Origin of the sequence: Streptomyces sp. NBC_01463 (genome assembly GCA_036227345.1) — a bacterium.
Taxonomy (GTDB): domain Bacteria; phylum Actinomycetota; class Actinomycetes; order Streptomycetales; family Streptomycetaceae; genus Streptomyces.
The window spans coordinates 2,109,727-2,122,761 of sequence record CP109468.1; the positions used below are offsets into that span (position 1 = coordinate 2,109,727).

Below are 13,035 nucleotides of genomic sequence, written 5' to 3' on the forward strand. Positions count from 1 at the left end.
ACATCGCCGCGGAAGGGTCATGTCCGGCCGCCCCGCCCCGCCCGCCACCACCCCACCGGCCGGTGCGCGGGCGGGGCGCGGAGGCCCTCCGCCACACGGTCCGGCGGCGGACCGGGCAGTGGCGGCGCCTACTGGGCGGCCCGGCGGCGGACCGCTTCCTTGGTCCCCTCCTCCAGGGCGTCGGCGGGGAGCAGCAGCGGCAGCAGCTCGGGGTTCAGCGTCGTGGCCCGGAAGACGAGCCCGACGGTCACGTCATGACCGGGCCGGTGCACGATCTCGACCGGGTCGCCCGCCCGGATGTCGCCGGGTTCGACGACACGCAGATACGCGCCGGGCACGGCGGCCGCGGTGAACCGCTTGATCCACCCGTCGCGCTCCAGCCAGCCCTGGAACGTTCCGCAGGGGATCCGCGGACAGGAGACCTCCAGGACGACGTCCGGCCCGATCCGCCAGCGTTCGCCGATCAGGGCGCCGCTGACGTCCAGCCCCAGGGTCGTGAGGTTCTCCCCGAACACACCGTTGCCGAGCGGCGTCCCCAGCTCGCCCTGCCAGACGTCGAGGTCCTCGCGGGCATAGGCGTAGACGGCCTGGTCGGTGCCGCCGTGGTGCCTGACGTCGTAGACGCGGTCGCCCGCGAGCCCGACCGCGCCGGTGCCCTTGGGCCCGGGAGCGGTGACGGCGACCGGCCCGTCGACGGGCCGCTTGTCGATACCTGTCGCGCCGATCCCCTTCCAGGGGTTGGGACGGGGACGGCCGATGTTGACCGAGAGCACCTTCATGACGCGGACCCTACGAGCCCGCGGCCCACCCGGTCGAGGCGTTTCCCCCTCCACCCCGGACGCCGGACGCCGGACGCCGGCCGCCGTCAGCCGCCGATGGCCGCACACCACATGCCGACCGGGCACAGGAACGGCACCCTGGAGTCGGCCGCTCCCCACTCCGCACCGCTGCTCCACACCTCCGCACACAGCCGTCACCCGAACGCCCTACCCCACCACCGGTCCCATCTCATATCTGAGATAACCTTTCGGCATGTCAGATGACTACCTCGTACGTATCGGCAAGCTCATCCGTGACGCCCGTCAGCACCGGGGCTGGACACAGAGTCAGCTGGCCGAGGCGCTCGCCACGAGTCAGAGCGCCGTGAACCGCATCGAGCGCGGCAACCAGAACATCAGCCTTGAGATGATCGCGCGCATCGGTGAAGCACTCGACAGCGAGATCGTGTCGCTCGGATACGCCGGTCCCATGCATCTGCGGGTGGTCGGCGGACGCCGGCTCTCCGGCGCCATCGACGTCAAGACCAGCAAGAACGCGTGCGTGGCGCTGCTCTGCGCCTCGCTGCTCAACAAGGGCCGCACGGTCCTGCGCCGGGTGGCCAGGATCGAGGAGGTCTACCGCCTGCTGGAGGTGCTGAACTCCATCGGCGTGCGCGCCCGGTGGATCAACGACGGCACCGACCTGGAGATCGTCCCGCCGGCCCGCCTCGACATGGACGCCATCGACGCGGACGCCGCGCGCCGGACCCGGTCGATCATCATGTTCCTCGGGCCGCTGCTGCACCGGATGGACCGGTTCAAGCTGCCGTACGCGGGCGGCTGCGACCTCGGCACGCGGACCATCGAGCCGCACATGATCGCGCTGCGCCGCTTCGGACTGGAGATCGCCGCGACCGAGGGCATCTACCACGCCCAGGTCGACCACTCCGTCACGCCGGGCCGCCCCATCGTGCTGACCGAGCGCGGCGACACGGTGACCGAGAACGCCCTGCTGGCCGCCGCCCGGCACGACGGCACCACCGTCATCCGCAACGCGTCCTCCAACTACATGGTCCAGGACCTGTGCTTCTTCCTGGAGGCGCTGGGCGTACGGGTGGACGGCGTCGGCACGACGACGCTGACCGTGCACGGGGTCCCGACCATCGACGTGGACGTCGACTACTCCCCCTCCGAGGACCCGGTCGAGGCGATGAGCCTGCTCGCCGCCGCCGTGGTGACGGAGTCGGAGCTGACGATCCGCCGGGTGCCGATCGAGTTCCTGGAGATCGAGCTCGCGGTCCTGGAGGAGATGGGCGTCGACTGCGCCCGCACGGCGGAGTACGCCGCCGACAACGGCCGCACCCGGCTGGTCGACCTGACGGTCCGGCCCTCCAAACTGGAGGCGCCGATCGACAAGATCCACCCGATGCCGTTCCCGGGCCTCAACATCGACAACGTGCCGTTCTTCGCGGCCATCGCCGCCTCGGCCCACGGCCAGACCCTCATCCACGACTGGGTCTACGACAACCGCGCCATCTACCTCACCGACCTCAACCGCCTCGGCGGCCGCCTCCAGCTCCTGGACCCGCACCGGGTCCTGGTCGAGGGCCCCACCCGGTGGCGCGCCGCGGAGATGATGTGCCCGCCCGCGCTGCGGCCCGCGGTGGTGGTGCTGCTCGCGATGATGGCGGCCGAGGGGACCTCCGTACTGCGCAACGTGTATGTGATCAACCGCGGTTACGAGGAACTGGCGGAGCGGCTGAACTCGGTGGGCGCGCAGATCGAGATCTTCCGGGACATCTGACAGACGAACGCGCACCCCCTGTCGCAGGCGCCCCCGGCGTCGTCGGTTCACTCGGCGGAGTGGAGTGAACCGGCCGCCGGGGGTATTTCGGCCTCGCGCTGCCCGGCGCCCGTGCCGGCCTGTCCAACGATGAGCGCATGTCATCGATCACTCTGCGTTCGCTGGCCCGCCGCGTGGTTCCCACGCTGCTGGTCGCCCAAGTCGTCCTCCTCCCCCTCCAGTCCGCCTCGGCCGCCGGGCACCCGGCGCAGCCGTGCCGGTCCGCGGCCGCCTGCGGTTCGGTGGTCGTGGCTCCCGTCTCGCAGGCCGCTCCGGACGACGGTCCGTGCACCAGCCCGGAACCGGTGGTGTGCCTGATCCGGAGCGAGACGCCGCAGGAGCGCGAGGTCGCCCGTGATCAGCGGATGCGCTATCACGGCCTCCTGGAGGACATGGAGCGCACGGAATGCGCCATGCGCGCGGAAGGGCGCTCGGAGGAGGACATCGCCCGCACGCTGGTCCAGATGCGCAACGACGCCAAGGACATCGTCCGCGCCGGCATGACGCCGGAGCAGGTGGCGGAGCTGGAGGCGCGCAACGAGAAGAAGTACGGCAACCCGCTCGGCCCGACGGCGGACCAGCTGTACCTGAAGTACGGCTCGTGGGAGAAGGTCGCCGACGCCGCCACGCGTTCGAGCGAGGCCGTGGACCGCGAACTCGGTCTGGAATTCCGGCACTGCTCCTGTGAGGTGCTCCAGGCGGCGTGACATACGTCGGCTCCGAACGCGCCCGGGGCGCCCAGGTTCGCGCCTGGACACCCCGGGCGCCCGTGGTGGGGTCCACGTGGACACCCGGGCACCTGTCACACGGTGTCACCGCACCCGTCCCGCGGGCCGAAGGCCGCGAGGGCGTCGGCGTCGGTCGCCCGGGCCCGGAGGAAGTAGTCGGCCCACTCGGTGATTCCGGGGTACGACGAGTCCCGGGCCAGCCGCGTGATCGCGGCCTCGATGTCGTAGTCCGTGGTCCGGAGCGCGACGCCGGGGCCCAGGAGCGCCCAGTGGGCTCCGGTGCGGCCGTAGGGCATGCCGACGCTGCCGGGGTTGACGACCAGGCGGCCGTGGGCGAGGCGGACGAACGGCATGTGGGTGTGGCCGAGGACCACCGTGCGGACGTCGGCGTCGAGTCCGCCGAAGACCTCCCGCCAGCGGTCGGGACGGGAGTCGACCAGGACGACCTCCTCATCGTCCCTGGGGGTGGCGTGGCAGAACAGGACCCTCCCCATGCCGTGCACGCGCAGGGTGAGGGACAGCGGCAGGCGGGCGAGGAGTTCCAGGTGGTCCGGGCGGAGCTGTCCGGCGGCCCAGGGGGCGATCGGGTCGGGGACGGTGTCGCGCCGGCCGGTGCGGTATTCGAGGAGTTCGCGGTCGGCGTTCCCGCTGACCCAGGCGACACGGTCCCCCAGGGACGTCAGCAGATCCAGCACCTGGGCAGGTTGCGGGCCGGCGGTGATGTCGCCGCTGAGCACGATGCGGTCCGCGGCGCGGACCTCCGGCTCGGCCAGCACCGCCTCGAGGGCGGGCAGGACTCCATGGATGTCGGACAGGACGGCCACTCGCTTCGGCATGGTCACCACTGTGGCGTGACGGCCGGGCGGCGGGGCCCCGTTCCGCTCCCCGCGTAGACCGCTGCCGGCACGCCCACTCCTGTGTGCCGCCCCCGCTTCGCAATCCCCCATAAGCAGTACCCAGACCCACAGGAGTGATCGAACGCAGGATCACGGGCCGGTGCTCTCAGTCGTATCAAGGGGAGCCCCTCTATTCGATATTGCGTTCTAGATTTCGCCCTCGCGCACCCGTAACGGAGACGCGAGAACCCCGGTTAACCGAGCACCTGTCCGTATCGCATCCCAAGGAACACTCATGCATCGCTTGCCTCACCCTGCCCTCGTTCATCCTGTGTTCGAGAAGACGACGACTCCTCGCCCGGCCGCGTCCGCCCATCTCGCCCAGGGCTGCACCGGATTCCTCAGCGACGGCTCCCGACCGGATACGAGGTACCTGGCATGAAGGGGTCCCGCAGTCTGCCCGCGGCACTGGCCCGGTGGGTCGAATCGGTTCTGGGACCGGTTCAGGTCCTGCGCGACGCCTCGCACGCCCGCGCGGACTCCCGGGTCTGGGAGGTCGCCGGCCGCGCCGGGCGTCACTACGTGAAGCTGGCGCCGCAACCGGTCCTGTACACCCGTGAGACCCGCGCCTACCGCGAGGCCGTCCCGCGACTCGGATTCGCCAACGCTCCTGTATTGAAGGACAGTTCGGCGCAGTTGCTGGCTCTGGTCCTGACCGCCGTCGACGGCCGGCCCCTCAAGGGTGCGGCCGCTTCGCCCGCGCGGCGGCGCGCCGCGCACCAGCAGGCCGGCCGGCTGCTGCGTCTCTTCCACGAGGCGCTGCCGGGGCCTCGGGCCGCGGCCGAGGCCGCGCACGCCGTCGAGGCGACCCGCGCCGGCCTGGAGAAGCACATCACCGGCGCAGGTGACCATCTCTCCCCTGCAGAGGCCGACATGCTCCGTCGCCTCGTCAGCTCCCTCCCGGCCCTCGGCCCACTGCCCTTCGGCCTCCTCCACGGGGACCTCTGGGAACGCAACATGCTCTGGAACGGGCGGCGTTGCGCGCTGATCGACTACGAACGCAGCGCCCCGGGTCCGCTCGTCGCCGACTTCGTGAGACTCGCCACCGCCGTCTGGCCCGACCACCCCGATCTGCGCACCGCGATGTTCGCCGGATACGGGCGGGATCTCTCCGCCGCCGAGCGGCAGGCACTGGTGGCGTTCGCCGCGGCGGACGCGGCGAGCGCGCTGGCCCACGGCCCCCGCCTTGGCGATGCCGAGGTGACCGTACGCGGCCGCCGTACCGTCGAGCGTCTGGTTCGGGAGGGGTGGCGATGAGCTGCGCACACGACCGGGGAGGCAACCCGTGAAGAGGTTCTTCGGACCGCTGAAGATGGCGGAACCGCAGGTGTCCGAGGCCGAACGGGAGTTGTTCGGCGGGCCGTTGCGGTACGACATGGGCTGGTCCCAGCACGAACACGCCACGCTCGACCTGACCATGGTCTCGGCGCTGCGTTCCATGCCGGCGCTGGTCGGTGCGACGCTGCGCATGGCGTGGAGCGCCGACCGCCGCTCGCTCCTCGCGGTGGGGGTCAGCGAGATCGGACAGGGCATCGCCGCGGCGGTCGGCCTGCTCGCCGTCAACTCCGTCATGCACGCCCTGCTCGGCGGAACCGGCACCGCCGCCGACCGGCTGCACGCCCTGCTGCCCGGTCTGTCCGCCGCGGCCGGCATCGCCGTCGCCAACTCCGTTCTGGCGGCGTGGTCCACCTCACGCGCCGGGCGTCTCGAACCGCTCGTCGAGCGGATCGCCACCACGCAGTATCTGGACGCCGCAGCATCCGTGGAGCTCGAAGCCATCGACGACCCGGACTTCCGCAGACTCGTCGACATCGCCCAGTTCGGCCCGGCCTCCGCCCGCCGCATGATCGGTTCCTGCGTGTCCGCGCTGAACGGGATCATCTCGCTGATCGCCACCGCCGGGGTGCTCGGCGTCCTGGACTGGACCCTGCTGCCCATGCTGGTCCTCATCGCCGCACCCCGCGGCTGGGGCGCGATGCGGGTGGCGCAGGAGCGGTACGTGTCGGTGATGAGCTGGATCGAGCACGTGCGGGCCAGCCGGCTCATCGGCAACCTGCTCACCGAGCGCACCGCCGCCCAGGAAGTGCGCATCCACGGCGTCGGTGCCTTCCTCCTCAGCCGGTACCGGCGGATGGCCGAGAGCGCCGAGGCCGAGCAGGAGCGGCTGGCCTCCCGCAAGGCCCTCACCGAATGGGTCGCCGCCGCGCTGTCCGGTCTGGCGATGGCGGTGACGTACGGGACCATGTTCTGGCTGATCATGAGCGGGCGGATGAGTCTGGCCGTGGCCGGCACCGCGGTCATCGCCGTCCGCTCCGGATCGGCGAGCCTGGGCGCGCTGGTGATGAACGTGAACCAGCTGCACGAGGAGTCCCTGTACGTCCGGGACCACTCGCGCTTCCTCGGCCAGGCCGCCCGGCGCGCCATCCCCGAGGGCGGTGAGGCCGTACCCGACCGGGTCGAGCACATCGCCCTCGACAAGGTCACGTACTCCTATCCCGACCGTGGAAGACCGGCGCTGGACGAGGTGTCACTCACGCTGCCCATGGGGTCGGTCACGGCGGTGGTCGGTGAGAACGGTTCCGGAAAGAGCACGCTGATGAAGGTGCTCTCGGGTCTGCTCCTGCCGCAGGCCGGGACCCTGCGGTGGGGCGATGCGGACATCGCCGGTCTCGACCGCGCCCAGGTCTTCGAGCGGGTCGCGCTGCTCACGCAGGACTTCCAGCGCTGGCCGGTGACCGCCGCGATGAACATCCGGATCGGCCGCCCGGAACACCCGGCATCGGCGGCGGACCTGCAGCCGTCCGTCGACTACGCCGGGGCCGGACCGGTCATCGCCAGGCTCCCCGACGGCCTGCAGAGCCTGCTGGCCCGGATGTTCCGCGGAGCGATCGAACTGTCCGGCGGTGAGTGGCAGAAGGTGGGGCTGGCCCGTACCCACTGGCGCAGCTCCACCTCGCGGGCGGACAGCCTCCTCATCGTGGACGAACCGACGTCCGCGCTCGACCCGGAGGCCGAGATCGAGGCGTTCGACCGCATCCGCCGGCTCGCCGCCCCGCACCGGGCCGTCGTGCTCGTCACCCACCGGATGTCCGGCGTGCGCCACGCCGAACGCATCTACGTCCTGCACCGCGGGCGGCTGGCCGAGCAGGGCAGCCACGACGAGCTGATGGCGGCCCGCGGCCGCTACGCCGCGATGTTCGAAGCCCAGGCCGCGCAGTACGCCCCGGCCGTCCGCATCCCGCGCCCCGCCTCCCCCGTCGACTCCCCGATCTCCCCGGATTCCGCGGGCCCGGGGGCTGGGAACACGACGTAGGGCGACGGTCCGGCAAGCGCCGGCCTCCGCCCCCAAGGGGCAGGTCCCGGGTCTTTCCGGATGCCGGGGGAAGCACCCGCGCGACGATGCTCGACACCTCGGACAAGGTGAGGGGCAGGCGTCATGAGGGACAGTCAGGTGTCGGGGGCGCGGAGCGGCGGCAGCCGCTGGAGGGGGCGGGGCCACGGCACGTACGGCAGCAGCCCGTGCGGGAGGTGACCGACGCCTATCTGGTCTCCCTGAGGATTCCGCCGCGCGGCTCCCGCTGCCCCGCCGTCGAGCCGGCGGGGTGAGAGAAGGGCACCGGGGCACGCCCCGGTGCCCTTTCTTGGACGAAATATTACTTTTCTTTGGATTTGCGGCAATCCGCCCTCCCGGTCGGTCTCGAATGACTCATAGAGCGTCCCGCGCGTGACCCACGCCGGGCCCACCGAGGTCGAGTCCTGCCCAGGGAGTTCCCATGACGGGAAAGTTGGTCGCCACCGTGTTCCCGAGTAGCGGGGAGGCCGTGGCCTCTCCCCCGGGACCACCCGGCACCTCCGTCACGGGCACGGCCGGGGCACTCGCGCAGGTGCTCGCCGAGGTGATGCACCTGGACCACGTGGACACGGACAGTGACTTCTTCGATGATCTGGGTGCCGATTCCCTGGTGATGGCTCATTTCTGCGCGCGGATCAGGAAGCGCGCCGATCTGGCGCCGGTCTCGATGAAGGACGTGTACGCACATCCCTCCGTCGCCGCCCTGGCGGGCGCGCAGGCGGTCTCCGTACCGGCCACGCCGCCGGAGCCGGAGCCGTCTGCTTCCGCTCCGTCCGCGCGCTCGCCGGCACCCCCCGTGGGCAAGCCCCGGTACGTCCTGTGCGGGGCGCTGCAGCTTCTGGCCTTCCTCGCCTACTCGGGTCTCGTCGCACTGATCGGTGCCCGGGGCTACGAGTGGATCTCCGACGGGTCCGGTCCGGTCGACGTGTACGTCCGTTCCGTCCTCTTCGGCGCCCTGGTCCTCCTGGGGCTGTCCGCCCTGCCGGTCGCGGTGAAATGGGTGCTGGTCGGGCGCTGGACGTCCCGGCGGATACGGGTGTGGAGCCTGGCCTACGTCCGTCTCTGGATCGTCAGGACACTGGTCCGCGCGAACCCGCTGGTCCTGTTCGTCGGATCGCCGCTCTACACGCTCTACCTCAGGGCGCTGGGCGCGCACATCGGGCCGGGGGCCGTGATCTTCTCCCGCAACGTGCCTCTCTGTACCGACCTGCTCACGGTCGGGGCGTCCTCGGTCATCCGCAAGGACTCCTTCTTCTCCTGCTACCGCGCGCACGACGGTGTGATCCAGACCGGCAGCGTGACCCTGGGGCGGGACACCGTCGTCGCCGAGGCGGCGGTGCTGGACATCGGGACCTCGATGGGGGACGGGGCCAGGCTGGCCCATGCGTCCTCCCTGCACAGCGGCCAGGCGATACCCGCCGGCGAGCACTGGCACGGATCGCCGGCCCAGCGTGCCGGTTCGGCGTACGAGGTGGTGGGGCCGGTGCCCTGCGGCGCCCTGCGCAGGTCCGTGCACAGCGTCACCCAGCTGCTGAGCGCCCTGCTCGTCTATCTGCCGCTCGCGGTCGGCGGCCTCGCCATTCTGCTGGCCGAGGCACCGCAGCTGTCCGCAGTGCTGGAACCGGGGCCCTCGGTCCTCACGAGCTGGGTGTTCTACCGGGACGCGCTGGCGGCCTCGTTCGTCCTGCTCTTCGTGGTCGCGCCGCTCGGGTTCCTGCTGCTCGCCATCGTCCCCCGGCTGCTCAGCCGCACGATCCAGCCGGACAAGGTCTACCCGCTCTACGGCTTCCACTACGGCGCGCACCGCGCCATCACGCTGCTGACCAACAGGCGCTTCCTGACCCGGCTGTTCGGGGACAGCTCCGGGATCGTCCCGTACCTCCGGCTGCTCGGCTACGACCTCTCACGGGTGGAGCAGACCGGGTCGAACTTCGGGACCGAGGTGAAGCACGAGACGCCGTACCTGAGTGCGGTCGGGACCGGAACGATGGTGGCCGACGGGCTGTCCATCAACAACGCCGAGTTCTCCAGTACGTCGTTCCGGGTGTCCCGGACCGCGATCGGGGCGCGGAACTTCCTCGGCAACAGGATCGCCTACCCGTCGCGGGGCAGGACGGGCGACAACTGTCTGCTGGCGACCAAGGTCATGGTGCCGGTCGACGGGAACATCCGGGAGAACGTCGGCCTGCTGGGCTCGCCCAGCTTCGAGATCCCCCGCTCGGTCCGGCGTGACAGCAGCTTCGACCTGATGAAGAGCGGCGAGACTCTGCGCAGCGGCCTCGCCGCCAAGAACCGGCACAACGCCGCGTCGATGGGGCTGTACCTGCTGGCACGGTGGTTCTACGCGTTCGTGGTCACCCTGGTCGTGTCGGGGACCGCGGAGCTCTACACCTCGATCGGCGCCGAGGCGGTCGCGCTGGGCAATGTGCTCGTCATGGTCGTGAGCGCCGTGTACTTCGTCCTGGTGGAACGCGCGGTCGTCCGCCGCCACCCGCCGGGCCCGCTGTTCTGCTCGATCTACGACCGCCGCTTCTGGCAGCGGGAGCGGTTCTGGAAGGTGCCGTCGGAGACGTATCTCCAGATCTTCAACGGGACGCCCTTCAAGAGCGTCATCTGGCGTCTGCTGGGTGTCCGGACCGGCCGCAGGCTCTTCGACGACGGCTGCTACCTGACGGAGCGCACGATGGTCACCCTCGGCGACGACGTCACCCTCAACGCCGGCAGCGTCGTGCAGTGCCACTCGCAGGAGGACGGCACCTTCAAGTCCGACCGGTCCGCGGTCGGTTCCCGCTGCACGCTCGGGGTCGGGGCGTTCGTGCACTACGGCGTGACGATCGGGGACGGGGCGGTGCTCGCCCCGGACTCGTTCCTGATGAAGGGCGAGACCGTTCCGCCGGGCGCCTCCTGGGGCGGGAACCCGGCCCGTCCGATGCGGGCGGGCAGCGCCCGGGACATGGAGGCGACGCGATGAACACGCACGCACGGTCCGACGCGGAGTACTGGCGCGATGTGCTCACCGCCGGCGGGACCACCTCGGTGCCCCGCTGGACGCGCACCCCGGTGCCGGGCACCTCGGTGGTCGGGGCGACGCTCCCCGCACCCCTCGTCGAGCAGATGGACGCGCTGGCGGCATCCGCCGGCGTGGGTGTCACCGCCCTCGTCCTGGCCGCTCACGCCAAGGTGCTCGCGGCGTTGTCCGGTGAATCCGCCGTGACCACCGGCTATGTCACCGCCGCGCACCCGGAACCGCTGCCCTGCCGGCTGACGGCCGACGGCACCTCGTGGCGGGCGCTGCTGCTGCACGCGGCGGCCACCGAGCAGGAGCTGCTGGCGCACCGGGAGTTCGCCGTCGGCGCGCTCCGGGACGAGCTGGGCCTCCCCGCCGCCGCCCCCGAGGCGGTGTTCGACCCGACGGGTGACGCGGAGTCCGTACGGGACACCGCCGTGCTCCGCCTAACGGCCGCCCGGCCGGGCGGGCGGACCGTCATCGGGCTGCGGTACCGCACCGACGTCATCGACGAGGAGTGCGCCACCAGAATCCTCGGCTACCACCTCACCGCGCTCCGGCTGATGGCCGCCGGTCCGGACGCTGAGCACGCCGGGCAGAGCCTGTTGTCGCACGACGAGATCCGGTACCAGATCGACGGACTCGCCGGAGCTCGCCGCGAACTGCCCGGCCTGCCCTGCCACGCGGTGTTCGAGGAGCGCGTGCGCGCCCGCCCGGACGCCGTCGCGGCCGTTCAGGACGGCCGGCGGTGGACGTACCGGGAGCTGAACAGCCGGGCCAACCGGGTGGCACACGCGCTGCTCGACGCCGGTCTGGGCCGTGAGGACGTCGTCGCCGTGGTGAGCGAGCGGACCCTGGAGTGGGTGGCGGGCGTCCTCGGCATCCTCAAGGCGGGCGGCGCCTATCTGCCCGTCGATCCCCACTACCCGCCCGCCCGGGTCGCCGGCATGCTCGGCCGCGCCGGCTGCGCCCTGGCGCTGACCGGGCCCGGCACCACCGCCGCGCTCGGCGGCGCCGGGGACCGCGCGCCGGCCGTCCGGTCGCTGCCCCTGGACCGGGTGTGCGCGGAGGGCGGCGACGACAGCGACCCCGGTGTCCCGGTCGGCTCCGGCGCGCTCGCGTACGTCTTCTTCACCTCCGGGTCCACCGGCGAGCCCAAGGGCGCGATGTGCGAGCACGGCGGACTGCTCAACCACCTCTATGCGAAGATCGACGACCTCGGTCTGGGCCAGGAGGACGTCGTCGCGCAGACCGCGCCGCAGTGCTTCGACATCTCCCTGTGGCAGTTCCTCGCCCCGTTGCTGACCGGCGGCCGCACCCTGGTCATCGGCCAGGAGACGGTCCTGGACGTCCGGCGGTTCCTCGACACCCTGGCCGGGGGCGGGGCCACGGTGCTCCAGGTGGTGCCGTCCTACCTCGACGCCGTGCTGTCCTTCCTGGAGCGGCACCCCCGCGAACTGCCCGCTCTGCGCTGCGTATCGGTCACCGGCGAGGCGCTGCGGAAGGATCTCGTCCAGCGCTGGTTCGGGGTCCGGCCAGGGGTCCGGCTGGTCAACGCCTACGGGCTGACCGAGACGTCCGACGACACCAACCACGCCGTCCTGGAAGGCCCGCCGGACACCGACGTGGTGCCGCTGGGCCGTCCGGTCGGCAACGTGCGGATCTACCTCGTGGACGAGCACCTCGCCCCGGTGCCGCTGGGCGCCCCCGGTGCGATCGCCTTCTCGGGGATCTGTGTCGGCCGCGGGTACATCAACGACGAGGAGCGGACCCGGGCGGCCTTCCTGCCGGACCCCCACCGCCCCGGCGAACGCCTGCATCTCGGCGGGGACTTCGGGCGCTGGCTGCCCGACGGGCAGCTGGAGTTCCTCGGCCGCCGGGACGGCCAGGTGAAGGTCCGCGGGTTCCGGATCGAGATCGGCGAGATCGAGAACGCGCTGCTGCGTGTGCCGGGTGTGCGGGACGCCGCGGTGGTGGTCGTGGAGGACGCCGGGCCCGGCCGGCACCTGACCGCCTTCTGCACCCTGGCCTATCCGATGCGCCCGGACGCCGTCCGGGAGCGGCTTGCGGACATCCTGCCGGCGCACATGGTGCCGTCCGACGTCCGCCGGCGGGACTCCCTGCCGCTGACCCCCAACGGCAAGACCGACCGCGCGCGGCTGACCGCGCTCGCCGGACGGCCCGCCGCCACCGGCACCCGCGGCGATGACGCCCCCAGCACCCCCACCGAGGAGCGGCTGGCCGGGGTCTGGGCCGCGGTCCTCGGCGTGCCGCGCGACCGGGTGGGACGGCGGGACAACTTCTTCGACCGCGGCGGCACTTCGCTGTCGGCGGTCTCGGTGGCGGTCGCCCTGGACCGTGAGGTCTCGCTCAAGGACCTCGTCCGTCACCCCGTACTCACCGAACTGGCCGCACTGATCGACCGACGCACCACACCGTGAACCGACCACC

At 71.8% G+C, this 13,035-nt stretch carries 9 protein-coding genes; 7 read left to right on the forward strand and 2 right to left on the reverse strand.

What is annotated here, in order from left to right; all coding sequences use genetic code 11:
• Positions 1-128: 128 nt before the first annotated feature.
• Complete coding sequence (locus OG521_09165; protein ID WUW20949.1) at positions 129-779, reverse strand: MOSC domain-containing protein; 651 nt, start codon at positions 777-779, stop codon at positions 129-131.
• 253 nt (positions 780-1,032) lie between these two features.
• On the opposite strand from OG521_09165, the gene OG521_09170 reads away from it, so the two are divergent.
• Both OG521_09170 and OG521_09175 read left to right on the forward strand, forming a co-directional pair.
• A complete protein-coding gene (locus tag OG521_09170) occupies positions 1,033-2,562 on the forward strand; it encodes a UDP-N-acetylglucosamine 1-carboxyvinyltransferase (GenBank protein ID WUW20950.1) in 1,530 nt (509 codons plus the stop codon).
• Positions 2,563-2,699: 137 nt separating this feature from the next.
• A complete protein-coding gene (locus OG521_09175) occupies positions 2,700-3,308 on the forward strand; it encodes a hypothetical protein (GenBank protein WUW20951.1) in 609 nt (202 codons plus the stop codon).
• A 95-nt stretch (positions 3,309-3,403) separates the two neighbouring features.
• On the opposite strand, the gene OG521_09180 is transcribed toward OG521_09175, so the two are convergent.
• The gene (locus OG521_09180; protein ID WUW20952.1) at positions 3,404-4,165 is read right to left on the reverse strand and encodes a metallophosphatase family protein; all 762 of its coding nucleotides are present in this window, start codon (positions 4,163-4,165) and stop codon (positions 3,404-3,406) included.
• Positions 4,166-4,603: 438 nt separating this feature from the next.
• Between OG521_09180 and OG521_09185 the strand changes: the two genes are divergently transcribed.
• From OG521_09185 to OG521_09205, 5 genes are all read left to right on the forward strand, one after another.
• Positions 4,604-5,482, forward strand: coding sequence for a phosphotransferase (locus OG521_09185; protein WUW20953.1), 879 nt, complete (start codon positions 4,604-4,606; stop codon positions 5,480-5,482).
• Positions 5,483-5,537: 55 nt separating this feature from the next.
• A complete protein-coding gene (locus OG521_09190) occupies positions 5,538-7,538 on the forward strand; it encodes an ABC transporter ATP-binding protein/permease (GenBank protein WUW26620.1) in 2,001 nt (666 codons plus the stop codon).
• 86 nt (positions 7,539-7,624) lie between these two features.
• Complete coding sequence (locus OG521_09195; GenBank protein WUW20954.1) at positions 7,625-7,831, forward strand: hypothetical protein; 207 nt, start codon at positions 7,625-7,627, stop codon at positions 7,829-7,831.
• Between the two features lie 293 nt (positions 7,832-8,124).
• On the forward strand, positions 8,125-10,548 hold the full coding sequence (locus OG521_09200) for a phosphopantetheine-binding protein (protein WUW26621.1): 2,424 nt from the start codon (positions 8,125-8,127) through the stop codon (positions 10,546-10,548).
• On the forward strand, positions 10,545-13,025 hold the full coding sequence (locus OG521_09205) for an amino acid adenylation domain-containing protein (GenBank protein ID WUW20955.1): 2,481 nt from the start codon (positions 10,545-10,547) through the stop codon (positions 13,023-13,025). Before OG521_09200 ends, OG521_09205 begins: the two co-directional genes overlap by 4 nt.
• The last annotated feature ends 10 nt before the right edge of the window (positions 13,026-13,035 follow it).